Raw genomic sequence first — 19,267 nt, 5'->3', positions numbered from 1 at the left:
CCACCGGCCGCTACGGCTCGATCATGGTCGTCGTCCACTTGACGGACGAGAATCAGGCCCGGCGGGTCGCAGCAGTGTTCTTACACCGGCCCCGGATCGCCGGACGGCACCGTAGCTCAATGACGTCCGGTCGGTCGAGGCCCGGCCCTGTTCGACCGGCTGCCGCGTCGGTCCTGACCGCACCCCTCTTCCTCTACGATGACGGACGGCCGACCACGTCCGATGCCCGCTCGGCACCCAAGCGATCGCCCCGCGGGCCGACACCGCGTGAGCCGACAGGGCACACCCGGACCCGCACCGGCGCCGCCCCGCGCCACATCGTCACGGCAGGCGGGCATCCGCGCAGCTTCGCGAGGGCGCATCGATCCGCCTCGACGAGACCGGCCGTGCCTGCTGTGCTTGTTCGACTCCTGACAGGCCGTCATATGACGGACCGCCACGGGAGACAGCCACCCACCTCATGAACCAGAGGAGCCAGCATGTCCGCATCCCCCTCCGAAGAAGCGAAGTGGCTCCGCCGCTACCAGCCGGCCGAGAACGCGGTGGGTACGCTGCTGTGCCTTCCGCACGCGGGCGGCTCGGCCTCGTTCTTCCTGCCCCTCGCCCGCGCCCTCGCTCCGAAGGTCGACGTGGTCGCAGTCCAGTACCCGGGCCGGCAGGACCGGCGGGCAGAGCGGCCGATCGACGATCTGGTCACGCTGGCCGACCGCATCTGCGGACTGCTCGACCCGACGCCGCGGCGTCCGCTGACCGTGTTCGGTCACAGCATGGGCGCGCTGCTCGGCTTCGAGATCGCCCGCCGTCTCGAAGCCGACGGCCGCGGGCCGGTCCGGTTGCTCGCGTCCGGTCGCCGAGGGCCGGCGACCCACCGCGACGAGCGCGTCCACCGCAGCGACGAGGACATCATGGCCGATGTGCGCGCCCTGAGCGGGACCGCCTCGCTGCTGCTGGGAGACGAGGAGGTGATGCGCGCCGCGCTTCCCGCCCTTCGCGCCGACTACACGGCGGTCGAGACCTACCACTGCGAGCCGGACGCGACCGTGGCCTGCCCCATCACGGTCCTGACCGGCGACGACGACCCCAAGACCACCGTCGATGAGGCCAAGGCCTGGGACCGGCACACCACCGGCGGCTTCGACCTGCGGGTCTTCTCCGGCGGCCACTTCTTCGTCAGCACCCGCATGCAGGAGATCACCGAGTTGCTGAAGCAGTACTTCTAGACGAACCCGCCCTGCCCCGGACACGAGACCACGGCGGCCGCCGGAAGCGGCCGCCGTGGTCTCGTGTCCGGGGCTCAGATCTCCAGTTCCTTGTCGATGAGGTCGAAGATCTCGTCGTCGGTCGCTTCGCCGATCTCGCGCAGGTCCTCCGCGTTGTCCGAGCGCCCGGTGCGGAAATCGTGCACGATGCCTTCGAGGCGGGTCAGGACCGCCGCCCGGCGCCGGCTGTCCGCTGCCGTGGCGAGCACCGATTCGAGCCGGTCGAGCTCGTCGAGCACCAGCTGGTCGGGGTTGGCCGTGCCTACCATGCGCTCGAGCAGGTACTCGGCCAGCGCCTGGGGCGTCGGGTAGTCGAAGGCCAGCCCGGCGGACAGATGCACCCCGGCGATCCGGCTGAGCGCGTTGCGCAGCTCCAACGCCATCAACGAGGTGAAGCCCAGCTCGCGGAATGAACGAGTGGCCTGGAGGCCGCCCGTTCCTCTGACACCCAGCACGAGCGCGGCCTGCTTACTGATCAGGTCCGAGACGGTCTCCAGTTGCTGCTCCGGGCCGAGCCCGGCCAGTCGCGCGGCCAGGTCGCCGCCCGGCCCGACCGCCGCGGCGCTCGGGCCGACCCGGCGGGCCAGCGCGCCCAGCACGGCGGGCAGGTGGGGGTTGTCGTGCGTGAGAGTGCTGCTGTGCAACCGTGCGGCGACCAGCGCCGCGCGGCCGGTGCCGGGCGCCGCGTCGAGCAGTGCCGGCCCCTCGGTGTCGGAGATCAGCGCCAGCCCGGCGCGCGCCATCCGGTCCCGGTCCGCCTGCTGCAGCGTGCCGGCCATGCCGTCGGCGCGTTCCCAGGGGCCCCAGGCCAGCGACGTCGCGGCGAGACCTTGGCCGTGCCGGTATGCGGCGAGCGCGTCGAGGAAGGTGTTGGCGGCCGCGTAGTTGCCCTGCCCGGGGTTGCCCCAGATACCGGCCACGGAGCTGAACAGAACGAAGCGTGAGATGTCCGTCCGGCTCGTCAGCTCGTGCAGGTTCCACGCGCCGAGCGCCTTCGCCCGTATCACGGAACGGACCTGACGCGGTGTCAGGGTCCCGATCAGCCCGTCGTCGAGAACTCCGGCGGCATGGAAGACCCCGTCCACTTGCCGGGTGCGCTTGACCGTGTCGAACACCGCCTCCAGCGCCGCGCGATCGGCCGCGTCGCAGGACTCGATGCGCACCGCCGTACCGGAAGCCGCGAGTCGCGCGGCGAGCGCGGCTGCGCCTGGCGCCGTGGGTCCGCTGCGGGAGAGCAGCACCAGTTCGCCGGCCTGCCCCGTGTCCGCCAGGTGCTGTGCGACCAGACGGCCGAGGCCGCCGGTACCGCCGGTCACCACGACCGCCGCGTCAGCGCGCACCGGTGCGGGCACGGTGAGCGCAACCTTGCCGACGTGCCGCGCCTGGCCCATGAACCGGAAGGCCTCGGGAGCCCGACGCACGTCCCAGCCGGTCACCGGCAACGGCCGCAGCACACCCTGGGCACAGAGCTCCGTGACCCGGCGCAGCATCGGACCGAGTCGTTCGGCGTCCAAGGCCAGCAGGTCAGCCGTCTGATAGGTGATGCCGTGTGCGCGGGCGACCGTTTCCGGGTCACGCACGTCGGTCTTGCCGATCTCCACGAAGCGGCCACCGGGCGCCGCCAGCCGCAGCGAGGCGTCCACGAACTCCCCGGCCAGCGAATCCAGGACCACGTCGATCCCGCTTCCACCGCTCGCCGCCCGGAAGGCCTCCTCGAACTCGAGCGTGCGGGACGAGGCGATCCGTTCACGGGCGATCCCGGCCCGTTCCAGGGCGGACCACTTGCCCTCGCTCGCCGTGGCGAACACGGTCGCGCCGAGGTGCCCGGCGAGCTGCAGCGCCGCCATGCCGACACCGCCGGCCGCGGCGTGGACGAGCACCGACTCGCCCGCGGTCAGCCCGGCCAGCTCGACCAGCGCGTGATACGCGGTGAGGAAGGCCACGGGCGCACTGGCCGCCTGAGCCATCGACCACTGCGCAGGAATGGGGGCCACCAGCCGCGCGTCGGTCACCGCGAGCGGCGTGAAACCGCCGGTGAACAACCCCATCACGGCCTGACCCGGCACCAGGTCCGTGACCCCGGGCCCGGTTTCCACCACCCAGCCCGCGCCTTCGAGGCCCAGCGCCCCCGCATCACCCGGGTACATCCCGAGTACGTTGAGCACGTCCCGGAAATTGACACCCGCGGCACGCACCGCCACCCGCACCTGCCCCGGCTCCAAGGGCGCCGACCCGTCGTCACTCGCTTGCAGGCACAACGCCTCCAAGGTGCCGCGCTCACGAAAGCCCAGCCGCCAGCCCGGACCGGTCGTCCCGGCAGGAACGGGCAGTGCCGGAGCGAGCCGGCCCAGCCGCGGCACGCGGACCTGGCCGCCGCGCACCGCCACCTGGCCCTCGCCCGAACCGAGCCCGGCCGCGACCCCGGGACCGACCGCACCCGGACTCTCCACGTCGACCAGTACCACCCGGCCCACGCACTCCGCCTGTGCCACCCGCCCCAGACCCCATACCGAAGCGGCCGCCACGGCCGCCGCCGTACGGGCGCCGTCCCCATGGTCCGCGTCGACCGCGCCGACGGTGACCAGGACGAGGCGGGTGCCGGCCAGCGCCTCGGCGTTCAGCCATCCCTGGATCAGGTCCAAGGCCTCGACGGCCGCCTCACTCGCGGCATCCGGCGCGGAACGCTCGAGCGGGCAATCGCGCGCAGGCAAGGCCAGTACAACGAGGGTGTCGGGTACGGCAGTTCCGGCGTCCAGCGCCTTGAGCAGTGCCTCAATCCCGTCGTACCGAACGGCGTCCGGCAGGCCGGCGATCTCGGCCGGGCCGATGAGCGCCCAGCCGGCGCCCGACGGCGCGGTGGTCTGGGGCACGCTCGGAAGCTCCGTCCAGTCCAGGGCGAGCAGGGACTCGCGGATCAGCCGGGAGCTGATCTGCAGGGCACCGACTTCCATCGGCCGAAGGACCAGCGAGTCGACCGAGGCGAGCACCGTTCCGGCCGGGTCGGCGATCGTCACCGCCACGCCCTCGCCGTCAGCGACCGGCGCCACCCTGACACGCGCACTGGTCGCTTCGGCTGCGTGCACCGCCACGCCGGCCCAGGCGAACGGGTCCATCGGGCCGGTGGTGCCGTCCAGGCCGATGGCGTGCAGGGCGGCGTCCAGCAGCGCGGGGTGGAGAGCGAACCCGGCCGCCGAGACGTCCTCGGGCAGCGCGATCTCCGCGAACACCTCGCCGGGTTCCTGGCCACGCCAGATCCCGCGCACGCCCGCGAACACCGGCCCGTAGTCGAGCCCCGCTCCGCTGAGCCCCGCGTACAGCTCCTCCACCGACAGCGCCTCGGCACCCGCCGGAGGCCACACGACCGCCCACTGTCCGTCCACCGCACCGACCTCGCCTACCGGCGCCAGCACACCGCTCGCATGCCGGGTCCACGCGTCGGCTTCTTCGACGTCGCCCGAGTCGTCGTCGGGCCGGGTGTGGATACCGACCTCGCGGCGCCCGTGGTCGTCCGCACCGGTCGCGCTGACCTGGATCCGCAGGCCGCCCTCGTCCGGCACCACCACCGGCGCATCGATCAGCAGCTCCTCAACCCTGCCGCAGCCGGTCAGCCCGCCCACGAACGACGCCATCTCCACCAGCGCCGCCCCCGGCACCACCACACGCCCCGAAACGACGTGATCCCCCAGCCAGGAATGGGTGGCGAGGGACAGGCGTCCCACCGCGCTGATCCCGCCGGAGCCCGGCGACTCCACCACCGCGCCCAACAGCCCATGCCCGGCCTCGCCCAGCCCCAGATCCTGCGGCCGGGCACTGCCCCGACCACTGAGCCAGTAACGCTCACGCTGGAACGCATACGTCGGCAACTCCACCCGGCGCCGACCCTCCCCATACACCCCCTCCCACCGCACCGCGCCACCCCGCACCGCCACACCCGCCAACGCCGTCAACGCCGCACGCACCTCATCACGACCCCGACGCATCACCGGCAACCACACCTCACCACCACCCGACTCACCCACCTGCGGCCCAAGCCCCGACAACACCCCGTCCGGACCCACCTCCACGAACGTGCGCACCCCCACACCACGCAGACTCACCACCGCATCAGCGAACCGCACCGCCTCACGCACATGCCGCACCCAATAACCCGGATCCGTCACCTCACCGCTGACCAGAGCACCCGTCAGACCCGACACCAACCCCAACCGCGGCTCACACAACCGCGTCGACGCCACCACCCGCCCGAACTCCTCCAACATCGGCTCCATCAACGGCGAATGAAACGCATGCGACACACGCAACCGCCGCACCCGCACCCCCGCACCCACCGCCAACGCCTCAACCCGCCCCACACCCGCCTCATCGCCGGAGACCACCACCGCCGCCGGGCCGTTGACCGCCGCCACCCCGACCCCGCCCTCGACCCCCGCCTCCCCCAACCAACCCGCCACCACATCCTCCGCCGCCGCCACCTGCAACATCGCCCCACCCCGCGGCAGAGCCTGCATCAGGCGACCACGCGCCGCCACCACCCGACACACATCCTCCAGCTCCCACACCCCCGCCACAAACGCCGCCGCCAACTCCCCGATCGAATGCCCCGCCACCACATCCACCGACACACCCCACGACTCCAACAGCCGGGCCGCAGCCACCTCCACCGCAAACAAACCCGCCTGAGCCCACACCGTCTCGTTCACCAACTCCGCATCCGACCCCCACACCACCCCCCGCACCGAACCACCCAACACACCGTCAAACACCCCACACACCTCGTCAAACGCCTCCACAAACACCGGAAACACCTCATACAAACCCCGCCCCATCCCCAACCGCTGAGCACCCTGCCCGGTGAAGACCCACCCCACCTTCCCCAACGACCCCGCACGACCCACCACCACACCAGAACCCGCCGACTCCCCCGCGGCCACCAGGCCCAGACCCGCCGCCAACTCCTCGGTACTTCCGCCGATCACCACCGCACGGTCCTCCAGCACCGCACGCGAACAACCCAACGACCACCCCACATCACCCAGCGAGCCCAGACCCTCGCCCCCCGCCACCACGAAATCCCTCAGCCGGCCCGCCTGCCCCGCCAACCCCGCCACCGAACGACCCGACAACGGCCACGCCACCACCGGCAGCTCAACAGCCGTACTCACCTCGGGCACCGAAAACACCGGCGCCTGCTCCAACAACACATGCGCGTTCGTCCCGCTGATGCCGAAGGACGAGACCCCGGCCCGGCGCGGCCGACCCGTTTCCGGCCAGGCGATCCGCTCCTGCAGCAGGCGGACGTTCCCGGCGGACCAGTCCACGTGCGGTGTCGGCTCCTCGGCGTGCAGGGTTCGCGGCAGCTGGCCCTTCTGCATCGCCAGGACCATCTTGATCACGCTGACGACGCCCGCGGCCCAGTTCGTGTGCCCAAGGTTCGACTTCACGGAGCCGAGCCACAGCGGCCGGTCCTCAGGCCGGTCCTGCCCATAGGTCGCGATCAGCGCCCCCGCCTCGATCGGGTCGCCGAGCGGAGTGCCGGTGCCGTGCGCCTCCACCGCGTCCACGTCACGTGGGGACAGCCCCGCCTTGGCCAGGGCCGCGCGGATCACCTTCTGCTGCGCCACGCCGTTCGGCGCGGTCATACCGTTGCTCGCGCCGTCCTGGTTCACCGCGGAGCCGCGCACCACCGCGAGCACCGGGTGTCCGTTGCGCCGGGCGTCCGAGAGCCGCTCCAGGAGCAGCATTCCGGCGCCTTCGGCCATGGCGAATCCGTTCGCCCGGGCGGAGAAGGCCTTCGAGCGGCCGTCGGGGCAGATGCCGCGCTGCCGGCTGAAGTAGACCGCCCAGGCGAGGTCGCCGAACACCCACACGCCGCCGGCCAGCGCGAGCGAGCACTCCCCCGCGCGCAGCGCCTGCGCCGCCTGGTGCAGGGCGACCAGCGACGAGGAGCACGCCGTGTCGACCGAGACGGCCGGTCCCTCCAGCCCGAGCGTGTAGGCCACCCGGCCCGAGGCGACGCTGGCGGCGATGCCGGTCTGCAGGTGCCCCTCATAGGCGTTGGGCAGGCCGGTGCCGTAGCCGGAGTGGGTGGCGCCGACGAACACCCCGGTGTCCGAGCCGCGCAGCCCGGCCGGGTCGAGGCCTCCCCGTTCGAGGGTCTCCCAGGCGAGTTCGAGCAGGAGCTGCTGCTGCGGGTCCATGGCGGTGGCTTCACGGGGCGAGATGCCGAAGAACGCCGCGTCGAAGTCGCCCGCGTCGTGCATGAACCCGCCCCGCAGGCAGTAGTGGGTGCCGGGGTGCTCGGGGTCGGGGTGGTAGAGCTGCGACAGGTCCCAGCCCCGGTTGGCGGGCAGTTCCGAGGTGGCGTCGGCGCCGGCCTGCAGCAGGTCCCAGAAGTCCTCGGGCCCTGTGACACCGCCGGGCAGACGGCAGGCCATCGCGACGATCGCGATCGGGTCGTCGTCCGTGCCCGCGGGCCGGCCCGGACCCGGGCGGCCGGCCTCGTCCTCCTCACCGAGCAGCTGGGCCTTGAGGGACCGCACCAGCGCCTCGGGGGTCGGGTGGTCGTAGACCAGGCTGACCGGCAGGGTGAGGCCGGTGCCGGCGGCGAGCCGGTTGCGCAGGTCCACGGCGGTCAGCGAATCGAAACCGATCTCCTTGAACGTGTGGCGGAGATCGATCTCGTCGCCGGAGGCATGGCCGAGGGCCGTGGCCACGTGTGCCCGGACGAGGTGTGTCAACAGCCCGGTGGCTTCGGGCCCTGACAGACCGGACAGCTGCTCGCGCAGCGCCGCGGTGCCGGCCGGCGGCCGTGTCCGGGTCGAGGGCGCCGCGACGACCTGCCCGGCGGCGTTGAGCAGCGTTCCGCTGCCGTCGAGCCAGTAGCGCGTGTGCTGGAACGCGTACGTGGGCAGTTCGACGACCGGAGTGGCGGGCAGCACCGTCGACCAAGAGAGCTCCACACCATGGCAGTGGGCCTCGGCAAAGGACTGCAGGAGCCGGGCCGGTCCGCCCTCGTCGCGCCGCAGTGTGCCGGTCACGATCGGGGAGGCGGGGGCGGGCTCGTCCTCGGCGCGGGAGCGTGCGAGATCCTCGAAGACCTCGCTGATGGTGCCGACCAGCAGCGGGTGCGGCGAGGCCTCGACGAAGACCTGGCAGCCCGCGTCGGCGAGCACGCGGACCGCGGCGTCGAACTCGACCGTCGCACGCAGACTGGCGTACCAGTACCCGGCGTCGAGCTCGGGACCGGTCAGGATCCGCCCGCTCATCGCCGAGACCATCGGGATCCGGCCGACGCGTGGGACGATCCCGGTCAGCTGCTCCATCAGCGTGCTCTGGATGCGCTCCATCTGCGGGCTGTGCGAGGCGTAGTCGACGGCGACGTTCCGGGTGCGCAGTCCCTCGTCGGCGCACGCCGCGGCGAAGGCTTCGAGCGCGGCGAGTTCACCGGACACGACCGTGGCGTTCGGGCCGTTGACCGCGGCGACGCCGAGCGCGCCGCCGTGCCGGGCGAGCAGGTCCCGCACCGTGGCGGCGGGGGCGGCGACGGAGAGCATCCCGCCGGCACCGGCCACCGCGCCGAGTGCGCGGCTGCGCAGCGCGACCGTGCGGGCGGCGTCGGGCAGCGAGAGGATTCCCGCCACGGCGGCCGCGGCGATCTCGCCCTGGCTGTGTCCGACGACGAAGTCGGGGACCACTCCGGCGCTTTCCCAGACCGCGGCCAGGCTGACCATGACGGCCCACAGTGCGGGCTGGACCACGGCGGCCGACTCCAGCGCGGGCGCGCCCGGGGCTCCGGCGAGCACCTCGTCGAGCGACCAGTCGACATACGGGTCCAATGCCGCGGCGCACTCGGCCAGTCGCGCGGCGAAGACCGGTGACGCGGCGGCCAGTTCGCGGCCCATGCCGAGCCACTGACCGCCTTGGCCGGGGAAGACGAAGGCGGTCTTGCCCCGGCCGGCGGGATCCGCCGACGCGGTGACCAGACCGGCCGCCGGGCCGCCCTCGGCCAGCGCGGCAAGGCCGGCCAGCAACTCGTCCCGGCCGGTGCCGGTGATCGCGGCACGGTGCTCGAACGTCGACCGGGTGGTCGCCAGGGACCAGGCGACGGCGGCCGGGTCGAGTCCGGGGTGCCGGTCGAGGTGTGCGGCGAGCCGATCCGCCTGGTCGGCCAGGCCGGCGGCGGTGCGGCCCGAGAGCAGCCACGCGGTCGGCTCATCGGTCGGTGCCGCGGCCGGGTCCCCGTCGTGCGGCCCGGCCGGGTCGGGAACCTGCTCGAGGATGGCGTGCACGTTGGTGCCGCTGATGCCGAAGGAGGAGACTCCGGCGCGCCGGGGGCGGTCCAGATCCGGCCAGGGCCGGGCCTCGGTCAGTGGGTGCACCGCGGCGCCTGTCCAGTCGACTGCGGCCGTGGGCCGGTCGATGTGCAGCGTCCTGGGCATGACGCCGTGGCGCAGGGCCATGACGGTCTTGATGACTCCGGCCACGCCGGCCGCGGCCTGGGTGTGGCCGATGTTCGACTTGACCGAGCCGACGTGCAGCGGGCGCCCGGCGGGTCGTGTGCCGCCGTATCCGGCGATCAGTGCCCGGGCCTCGGCCTGGTCGCCGAGCGGGGTGCCGGTGCCGTGCGCCTCCACCACGTCGATCTGGCCGGGTTCGAGTCCCGCGTCGGCCAGTGCCGCGTGGATCACGGCCTGCTGGGCCCGCTCGTCGGGCGCGGTAAGGCCGTTGCTGGCGCCGTCCGAGTTGGCCGCCGTACCGCGGATGAGGGCGAGGATCCGATGACCGTTGCGCTGGGCGTCCGGCAGGCGCTCGATCAGCAGCACGCCGACGCCCTCGGACCAGACGGTGCCGTCGGCGTCCGCGGAGAAGGCCTTGCAACGGCCGTCCGGGGCCAGGCCCTTGAGACGGCTGAAGGCGATGAAGTTGCCGGGAGTCGACATCACCGAGGCGCCGCCGACCACGGCCATCGAACACTCGTCCCGGCGCAGTGCCTGCGCCGCCAGATGCAGGGCGACCAGCGAGCTCGACGCCGAGGTGTCGATCGTGACCGCCGGGCCGCGCAGACCCAACGTGTATGCGATGCGCCCGGAGGCGACGCTGCTCGACGTACCGGTGAGCAGGTAGCCCTCGATGCCGTCGGGCGCGTCGGACAGCCGCGGGCCGTACTCCCGCGCCTCCGCGCCGATGAACACGCCGGTGCGGCTGCCCTGCAACGCGGCCGGGTCGATGCCGGCGCGCTCCAGCGCCTCCCAGGAGACCTCGAGCAGCAGGCGCTGCTGCGGGTCCATGGAGACGGCCTCGCGCGGGGAGATGCTGAAGAACGCGGCGTCGAAATCCGCGGCGTCATCGAGGAACCCGCCGCGGTTCACATAGCTGCGGCCGGGCGCGTCCGGGTCCGGGTCGTGAAGCGCTGCGACGTCCCAGCCGCGGTCCTCCGGAAAGGGCGAGATCACGTCCCGCTCGTCGGTGACGATCCGCCACAGGTCCTCGGGGGACCCGACCCCGCCGGGGTAGCGGCACGCCATGCCGACGACGGCCAGCGGCTCGGCGGCCGGCCGCGCGTCGGCCCTGGCGGCCTCGCTCAGCGGCTCCGACACGGCCGCGTTCTCGGACTCGCTCATCTGGCGCTCCCCTGGATTTCCCTGCACACGAATCTGGGCTCAGTGCACGGCACGACAATCAGCACACGCCGCCGATCGGCGCGCGTGTGCGAGAGCGCAGCAGAGCACGATGCTGAGTTGGTTCACGGATACGTACGGCCGGCCCGGCGTCCGCGCAGCCGGGTCCCCGAAGTGCTTCGGCGGCGCGGGGCCGGTCGTCAGACCGCGCCGAGCTCGGGCGCGGTCACGGTCATGGTCGTCGGGTCCGCGCGGCGGTCGGCGGCCAGGTGCAGCACCTGGATGCCGTCGGCTCCGGTCTCGGCCGGGCCCGCCTGCCCCGGCAGGCACGCGCAGGGCTCCTCGGTGAACCCGGCGAACCGGTAGGCGATGTCCATCATCCGGTTGCGAGGGGTACGGCGGAAGTCCGCCGCCAGGTGCACGCCGTTGCGCGCCGCCTGGTCCACCAGCCAGTTGAGCAGCACCGCCCCGGCGCCGAAGGTCACCACCCGGCAGGAGGTGGCCAGCAGCTTGAGCCGCCAGACCGCCTCCCCGTATTCGAGCAGGATCACGCCGACCGCACCGTGCGGACCGAAGCGGTCGGTCAGGCTGACCGTCAGCACCTCGTGCTGCGGGTCCGTCAGCAGACCGCGCAGGGTCTCGTCGGAGTAGTGCACCCCGGTGGCGTTCATCTGGCTGGTGCGCAGGGTGAGTTCCTCGACCCGGGACAGGTCCTCGCCGTCCGCCCGCTTGACCGTCATGACCAGGTCGAGCGAGCGCAGGAACTCCTCGTCAGGACCGTTGAACGACTCCTTCTCGGCGTCGCGGCGGAAGCCGGCCTGGTACATCTCCCGGCGCCGTCGGGCGTCCTCGGTCACCACCGCCGGGCTGAACTCGGGCAGTTCCAGCAGTTCGGTCAGCTGCTCGGCGGTGTAGCAGCGCACCTCGGGTGCGCGGAACTGGACCTCGGCGCGCTCGGCGGGCTGGTCGTCGATGAAGGCGACGGCCCCGAGCGCGAAGTTCAGCTGCTTGGCGATTTCGACCACGGAGTCGGACTTGCGGCCCCAGTTGATCTGGGGATGCAGGAAGTATTCGGTCAGGCCGAGCTTTTCCAGCCGCTCCCAGGCCAGATCGTGGTCGTTCTTGCTGGATATCGACTGCAGGATCCCGCGGGAGTCGAGCGCCGCGATCACATCGCGGGTCTGCTCGAACAGTTCCACCTCGGGGTCCTCCAGCAGCGTGCCTTGCCAAAGGGTGTTGTCCAGGTCCCAGACCAGGCACTTCACCAGAGTCGGCTTGTCGGACACAGGATCCTCCTGCGGCTTGCGTGGGTTTTGTCCTGCGGTGACGGTTACCGGGCCAGGGACAGCGCGTGCTCGGCCAGGATGAGCTGGCAGATCTCGTTGCTGCCCTCGATGATCTCCATCAGCTTCGCGTCCCGGTAGGCGCGGGCGACCACGTGGCCGTCCTGCGAGCCGGCCGAGGCGAGTACCTGCACTGCCGTCGCGGCACTGCGCGCGGCATGGCCGGCGCTGACGTGCTTCGCCAGCACGGCGGCCACGGCCTGGTCCGGGGAGCCGGCCGTCCAGCTGCGGGCGGCGTGCTCGCAGACCTGCGTCGAGACCTGTTCGGCGACCAGCAGATCGGCCAGATGACGGGAGATCAGCTGCCGGTCGGCGAGCGGCACCCCGCCCTGGGTACGGGTCGCGGCGTGCCGGGTCGCTGCGTCGAGACAGGCTCGGACGATTCCCACACAGCCCCATGCGACCGACATCCGGCCGTACGACAGGGCGGTGGTGAACAGCATGCCCAGCGCCTGGCCGCCGCCGCCGAGCAGGTGCGAGGCGGGCACCCGCACCGCGTCGAGGCGCACATTCGCGTGACCGGCGGCCCGACAGCCGAGCGGGTTGGCGACCGGCTCCAGGTGGACGCCGGGTGTGTCGACCGGGACGACGACGGCCGCGCCGAGACCGTGCTCGTCCAGTCCGAAGACGATCAGCATGTCGGCGTACCGGGCGCCGGTGGTCCACTTCTTCTCTCCGGTCACCACGACCGAATCACCCTCGGAGACGACGCTGGTCCCCATGGCCGAGAGGTCGCTGCCCGCTCCGGGCTCGCTGAACGCGACCGCGGCCAGCTGCCCGCCGGTCAGCTCGCCGAGGAAGCGGGAACGCTGGCCCTTGTCGCCGAAGCGCCGGATCGTCGCGGTCGCGATCCCCTGCGAGGTCATGATGGAGCGCAGGGAACTGCAGTGACTGCCCACGTGCGCGGTCAACGCCCCGTTGGCGCCACAGCTGAGGCCCAGGCCCCCGAAGGCGGCGGGTACCTCCGCGCACAGGATGCCTGCCGCGCCCAGTTTGGCGAGGAGTTCACGCGGCAGTGCACCGGCCACGTCCCAGGCCTCGGGTTGGTCGCCGACCAGCCCGTCGACCAGGGCGAACTGCTCCGACAGAGTGTCAGGCACCCTGGGTCACGCCCTCTTGCTCACGCAGCCTGAGCACCAGCTCCGTCATCCGCTGCACGGTGCGGAAGTTGTCGAGCTTCAGTTCGGGCCCGACGATCGCGATGTCGTAGGTCTCCTCGAGGTGGACCACCAGCTGCATCGCGAACATCGAGGTGACCAGGCCGGAGCCGAACAGGTCCTGGTCCGGGGCCACCGACGTCTTGATGTGGCCGTCCAGGAATGCCAGCAGCGCTTTCTCGATGTCTGGCGCGCCGATCGCTCCGGTCCCGGTGTTTTGCTCAACGGTCATCAGACACCCTCCGTAGTCGTGAAAGCCCTGGCCGGACGTGCGGCTTCGGGCGTGTGCTTCACCTTCACCCTGTGGAGCACCGGACCGCGCGTACGGCGACACTCCGCACAGCAGGGCACCGTTGCCGAGCCGCGAGGGCAGGAAACAGTGCTGACGAGCCGGGGGCCGGTCGCCGCGGGCCCTGCCGGGAGACGCCTGCCGGCGGACGGTGCGCCGCCGGCTGAGGAAACATGGTGATCGTAGGACGGTCGGCCTGCGACCTGAAGCCGAGAGGTTGAGCACCCGCCCCTGGCCCGCCGAGTCCGACCACGTGTCAACGCCGGACGCCCCGGTGGGCAGAAGAGCCGACGGGTGCCTTCTTCGAGGGCTGTGGCTCTGCTCGGTCCGGACGCGGACGGCAGGCATGGAGGTCATGTTGCCGGTCGGGGAACTTCCCGACCGGCTTCAGGAAAGGCCCACTCGTCAGTGGCGCTCAACGGCGGTGACGAGGCAGTTGAACACGGTCGGCCGGCCCTGGGGGGAGCCCAACTCGCCGGTTTTTCCGGCTACTTGGGGGCTGATGATGTGCCCATGGCGGACTTCCGGCCCGCTTGCGACGTGCCCCTCACTCCGCCAGAAATGTGCGGCGGGCCCACACAAAGACTTTCAGTTCACGATCATCGATGAGAGTCGTCTCGGAACTGGCCTCGAAGTGCTCATAGCAATTGCCGCACAGGACCTTCACCCTGTCCACGTCGAGATTCGGCAGGTAGTGCAAACGTTCCTCGTCGGGGAGCAGCGTGCGCGAGCCGCCACGGAGAAACGCGTTGGGAGCGCTCTTTTCGGCCATGAGTATCCTCACCCTCTGGAATGTGCGTTTCCAGCACTTGCTGCGAACATTGCGGTTCCGGCTCTCGCTCGGGCTCTCACAGCGGAATGTTGCCGTGCGCTCCGCGTCGGCAGGCCGCGGCGGCGAAGACCTCCGCCACCGCCGCCCGGGTCCGCGACGGGTCGATGATTTCGTCGATCACCCCGAGTGCGAGTCCGCGCTCAACACCGCCGGCAAGTCGTTTCTGTTCGTCGATGAGTCGTACGCGAAGCGCTTCGCGTTCCGCCTCCGGTGCGGCGGCGAGCGCCTTTCTGTGCAGGATGCCCACGGCTGACTCGGCACCCATCACGGCGACTTCGGCATCGGGCCACGCGAAGACCTTGGTGGCGCCCAGGGAACGCGAGTTCATGGCGATGTAGGCGCCCCCGTAGGACTTGCGAGTGACGACCGAGACACGCGGGACCACCGCTTCCGCGAAGGCGTACAGCAGTTTTGCCCCACGCCTGACGACGCCGCCCCACTCCTGAGCGACGCCCGGAAGATATCCGGGCACATCGATCAGGGAAAGCAGCGGCACCCCCATGGAGTCGCACAGCCGCACGAATCGTGCGGCTTTCTCCGCGCTCTGTGAATCGAGACAACCGCCCTTGCGCAAGGGGTTGTTGGCCACGACGCCCACCGTCTGGCCGGCCAGTCGGCCGAGACCGGTCACCATGTTCGGCGACCACGCCGCCTGGAACTCCTCGAAAGCACCGCTGTCGCCGCGGGGATGTGCGGGGTCGGCGTCGAGCAGCGCGGTCACCAAAGGGTGCACGTCGTAGGCCCGCCGAGACGAGACGGGCAACAGCGCCCGGAGGTCTCTGGCCGGCCCCACTGCGTCAGGGTCCGCCTTCCCGGGGACGGCGAGCAGTGCGGTGACGCGCCGGGCACGTGCGTAGGCGTCCTGCTCGGACTCGGCCACGACATGGGCCACTCCGGATTTCCGGCCATGGGTCTGGGGCCCGCCCAGCCCTTCCATGTCGATCTGTTCACCGGTCACGCTGCGCACCACGTTCGGCCCGGTCACGAAGACACGGCCGGCCGGCGCCATGATCACCACGTCAGTGAGCGCGGGTCCGTACGCGGCGCCACCGGCGGCCGCGCCGAGGACCACGGAGATCTGCGGGATCCGGCCCGAGGCACGGACCGTCGCCGCGAAGATCCGCCCGATTCCGTCCATCGCCTGTATGCCGTCGGCAAGTTTGGCGCCGCCGGAGTGCCACAAGCCGATGACCGGGCGGTTCTCCCGGAGAGCGAAGTCGATGGCATCCGCGATGCGGCAGCACTCGTCGAACCCGACGGCTCCGCCCATCACCCGCGCGTCCGTGCAGAACGCGACCACCTCCACGCCATGAACCCGGCCGAGTGCCACCGCCGTACTGATCACGTCGCTGTCGTGCACGACGCTGACGGTCCCCTCGTCCAACAGTCTCGCCAGTCGGATCAGAGGATCGCGGGGGTTCTCCTCGGCGAGGGTCTCGCCACTGTCCGGCATTCCCCAGGTAAGCGCAGGCCCTGGTGGGGCAGACGTGGGCAGCTCCGTCATGGCAATCCCCTTCTCCGTGGGGTGACTGGCTCATTCGAGAGATCGGTGAACCTGCCGAGCCTCAGCCCGGACGGTCATGACATCGCCGATGGCTCCACAGGTCATCGGAAAGGGAAAGGCCGGGCGCCACGTTCACTGGTCCTCTGACTCGGAAATGAGAAGGTCGTTCACATGGAGGAAAACCTCTTCCCCACCGCGGTCCGGCGCCGTGAATCCGTATCCGGGTATCGCCGCGTCCAGCATCTCAGGTGGGATCGTAACAACGCACCACCGAGGCCAGGGACACAGTTGAACACCGGGATTTCATGCGGGCCTCCCTCGGGAGGTGTTTCGCGCCCGGGAAATCGCGGCACCGCGCCGATCCCGGCGTACATCACGGACGAACGCCAGGAGGAATACCACCGCAATCCCGCCGAGCGGGGTCTGCGCGACCCGGCGGGCATGGGCGCGCCGCTCCGCGGGTCACCTCCGCAGGTGGGCCCGCGGCGATCGCTCCGCTACGAAGCGCCGGTCCGGCTGCGGGAGTCGCAGGTCCCACCGCGCCGGCCCGGCCGGTCACCCGAACAGGCGCCGTTGGATCTCCCGCCGGTAGTCCTCCAGCGTTCTGTCGAGGTGGGCCGCCGTGGCCTCGGCCGCCTCGTCGGGGCGGCCGTCGCGGATGGCCCGGTAGATCGCCTCGTGCTCCTCGACCGCGAGACGGGTGCCCGTGCCGAAGCTGTCGTGGATCCCGATGGCGCTGGACTGCCGCTGCAGACGCCGCGCGTCACGCACGGCACTGACCAGGAACGTATTGTGCGAGGCAGCCGCGACGGCCCCGTGGAAGTCCTCGTCCGCCTGGTTGAACACGTCCACCTGATCGTGCTCGAACCCGTGGCGGCACTGCTGCATGGCGATCTCGATGGTGCGCAGTTCGGCCGGCGTGGCACGGGTGGCCGCCAGACTGCTCGCGGACATCTCCTGGACCCTGCGGAACTCGAACAGCATGAGGACGTGGTCGAGGTCGACGGGACGGAAGAACCCTCCCCATCGGCTGGTGATGAGCATGCCCTCGTCGTCCGCGACGAACAGCCCGCGTCCCTTGTGGGCCCGCACCCGGCCCAGCGCGGAGAGGATCTTCACGGCCTCCCGCACCACCGCCCTGCTGGTGTTCAGCGTCTGGGCCAGGTCGATTTCGGTGGGGAGCCGGTCGCCGGCCTCCAGGCGCGCTTCGGCGATGAACTCGAGGATCTGCTCCGCCACGATCTCATAACCGGGGCGGTAGTCGCGCTGTTCGCCCGCACCGTTCGCCGCCGGTGGCGCGGCAGCAGCGGCAGAAGCGGCCTGCTCCGGCAAGGCCGCTTCGGTCGCGGGCGTGTCGTTCATCGGTTCTGCCTCCAAGGTGACTGCCGAGACAGCGACTGATCGCTGCGAAGCCAACGGCATCCTACCTCAGATCAATATGAGTCGTACTCATTTGACCCTGGCGCTCGCGCAAGCCACCGATTAACACAGGAGAGGCTAGACGCACCCTTAAAATGAACTCGATTAGGCGACTTATTTTTCTAGGGGATCTTCCGGAGCGGCTCGCCCGAGCGTAGATGCTCCCGCAGCCACTGCTCGGTGTTGCTCACGTGCAGCAGTGCGGCGGCCTGGCTGAGGGCGGCGTCGCGGGTGGACAGGGCGTTGAAGATCGCCTCGTGCTCGGCGAGGGTGCGGCCCGCGGCCTTGTCGTCGACCAGGCCGCGCCAGATGCGGGCGCGCAGGGTGCGCCCGGAAATCCCTTCCAGGAGGGTGAGGAGGGTCTCGTTGCCCGTGGCCGAGACGACGGCGCGGTGGAAGGCGGCGTCGTGGGCGTTGAGCTGCTCGACGTCGTCGCGGGCCTCGCGCATCGCGTCCAAGTGCCGCTTGACTTCGGCCAGTTGGTCGTCGGAGATCCGGGTGGCGGCCAGGGCCGTGGCGAGCGGTTCGAGGAGCCGCCGTACCTCCATGAGGTCCTGGAGGGCTACCGAGTCGCCCTGCAGCAGTTCCACCGCGCCGCCGAGTCCCTCCAGGAGCAGGCTCGGCTGCAGGCTGGTCACATAGGTGCCGTCGCCGCGCCGGACCTCCAGGACGCGGGCGACGGCCAGTGCCTTGACCGCTTCGCGGGCGAGGTTGCGGGACAGCCCCAACTGGGCGGCCAGGTCCGGCTCCGGCGGGAGCTTCGAGCCCGGCGGCAGCGCGCCGGTGCGGATCAGTTCCCGGATCTGCTCGATGGCCTTGTCCGTCAGAGACACTGCGCATCCCTCCCGCCACCGCGCCCCGCGAGCACGTCCGACCTGATCAGCCCCTGAGTGCAGAGTTCGTCCCAGAGGGCGTCCGGGACGCGCTGATCATGGAGTTGCACGTTTCGTCCGACCTGTTCCGCAGTCCGCATGCCGAGGGTGACGTTGATGATACTGGGATGCGTGTGCGGGAAGGCGATCGCGGCCGCGGGCAGGGTGGTCCCGTGCGCCTCGCAGACGTCGGCGATCGCCCGGGCGCGGGCGACCAGCGCGGGTGGGGCGTCCTGGTAGTCGTACTTCATGCCCTCGGCGGGCCGGTCCTGGGAGAGCAGGCCGGAGTTGAAGACACCCACCGCCACCACGCTCTTGCCCGACTCCCGCGCGGCGGGCAGGACGTCGTCCAGCGCCGACTGGTCCAGGAGCGTGTAGCGCCCGGCGAGCATCACCACGTCGGCGGCGGTCTCGCGCAGGAAGCGCGCGAGCATGGCGGACTGGTTCATGCCGGCGCCGATCGCTCCGATCACTCCCTGGTCGCGCAGTTCGGCCAGGGCGGGCATGGCCTCGTCGGCGGCCTGGCGCCAGTGGTCGTCGGGGTCGTGGAGGTAGACGATGTCGAGGCGGTCCAGGCCGGTGCGCTCCAGCGTGTCCTCGATGGAGCGCAGCACGCCGTCCCGGCTGAAGTCCCACTGCCGGCGCAGGTCGTCCCGTACGACGAAGCCCTCGTCGTCGACGCCCCGCGGCCGTTCGTTGGGGACCAGGAGGCGGCCCACCTTGGAGGAGACGACGTACTCCTCACGGGGCCGGTCGCGCAGGGCGGCGCCGAGCCGGCGCTCGGAGAGGCCGAGGCCGTAGTGCGGCGCGGTGTCGAAGTACCGTATGCCTGCCTCCCAGGCCGCGTCGACGGCGGCCGTCGCCTCGTCCACCGGGGTGACGCGGTAGAGGTTGCCGATCACGGAGGCCCCGAAGCCGAGCTCGGTGAGGGCGACGGACGTGTGCTGGATCATCCGGTGGTGCAAGACGTGCTCC

At 71.3% G+C, this 19,267-nt stretch carries 9 protein-coding genes and 2 pseudogenes; 1 reads left to right on the top strand and 10 read right to left on the bottom strand.

Annotation, left to right across the window (positions count from 1 at the left end; genetic code table 11):
- Positions 1 to 479 precede the first annotated feature (479 nt).
- A complete protein-coding gene (locus tag ABD355_RS08120; RefSeq protein WP_344399430.1) occupies positions 480 to 1,220 on the top strand; it encodes a thioesterase II family protein in 741 nt (246 codons plus the stop codon).
- Positions 1,221 to 1,294: 74 nt separating this feature from the next.
- Here the strand turns inward: ABD355_RS08120 and ABD355_RS08115 are convergent.
- The 10 genes and pseudogenes from ABD355_RS08115 to ABD355_RS08075 all read right to left on the bottom strand — a co-directional run.
- A pseudogene (locus ABD355_RS08115) lies at positions 1,295 to 10,810 on the bottom strand (type I polyketide synthase); the annotation flags it as partial.
- 266 nt (positions 10,811 to 11,076) lie between these two features.
- Positions 11,077 to 12,162 (bottom strand): HAD-IIIC family phosphatase, encoded by a 1,086-nt coding sequence (locus ABD355_RS08110; RefSeq protein ID WP_344399427.1) that lies wholly within the window; start codon positions 12,160 to 12,162, stop codon positions 11,077 to 11,079.
- 44 nt (positions 12,163 to 12,206) lie between these two features.
- Positions 12,207 to 13,319 (bottom strand): acyl-CoA dehydrogenase family protein, encoded by a 1,113-nt coding sequence (locus ABD355_RS08105; RefSeq protein ID WP_344399426.1) that lies wholly within the window; start codon positions 13,317 to 13,319, stop codon positions 12,207 to 12,209.
- Positions 13,312 to 13,608, bottom strand: a complete 297-nt coding sequence (locus tag ABD355_RS08100; protein ID WP_344399425.1) for an acyl carrier protein — start codon at positions 13,606 to 13,608, stop codon at positions 13,312 to 13,314. Before ABD355_RS08100 ends, ABD355_RS08105 begins: the two co-directional genes overlap by 8 nt.
- A gap of 604 nt (positions 13,609 to 14,212) precedes the next feature.
- Entirely contained in the window at positions 14,213 to 14,437 is a 225-nt protein-coding gene (locus ABD355_RS08095; RefSeq protein WP_344399424.1) for a DUF5988 family protein, read from the bottom strand.
- Between the two features lie 76 nt (positions 14,438 to 14,513).
- On the bottom strand, positions 14,514 to 15,950 hold the full coding sequence (locus tag ABD355_RS08090) for an acyl-CoA carboxylase subunit beta (RefSeq protein ID WP_425585711.1): 1,437 nt from the start codon (positions 15,948 to 15,950) through the stop codon (positions 14,514 to 14,516).
- A 198-nt stretch (positions 15,951 to 16,148) separates the two neighbouring features.
- Positions 16,149 to 16,244: pseudogene (locus ABD355_RS44590) on the bottom strand (cold-shock protein); the annotation flags it as partial.
- A 312-nt stretch (positions 16,245 to 16,556) separates the two neighbouring features.
- On the bottom strand, positions 16,557 to 17,363 hold the full coding sequence (locus ABD355_RS08085; RefSeq protein WP_344399422.1) for a FadR/GntR family transcriptional regulator: 807 nt from the start codon (positions 17,361 to 17,363) through the stop codon (positions 16,557 to 16,559).
- Positions 17,364 to 17,542: 179 nt separating this feature from the next.
- On the bottom strand, positions 17,543 to 18,253 hold the full coding sequence (locus tag ABD355_RS08080) for a FadR/GntR family transcriptional regulator (protein ID WP_344399421.1): 711 nt from the start codon (positions 18,251 to 18,253) through the stop codon (positions 17,543 to 17,545).
- Positions 18,244 to 19,245: an aldo/keto reductase gene (locus ABD355_RS08075; RefSeq protein ID WP_344399444.1), complete on the bottom strand. Its 1,002-nt coding sequence runs from the start codon at positions 19,243 to 19,245 to the stop codon at positions 18,244 to 18,246. The genes ABD355_RS08080 and ABD355_RS08075 overlap by 10 nt, the downstream gene beginning before the upstream one ends.
- Positions 19,246 to 19,267 lie beyond the last annotated feature (22 nt).

The sequence above is a fragment of the Streptomyces longisporus genome, assembly GCF_039532765.1.
In the GTDB taxonomy this organism is placed as follows: Bacteria; Actinomycetota; Actinomycetes; order Streptomycetales; family Streptomycetaceae; genus Streptomyces; species Streptomyces longisporus.
The sequence above is the reverse complement of the archived record's forward strand: the minus strand, read 5'-3'. Positions and strand labels throughout refer to the sequence as shown.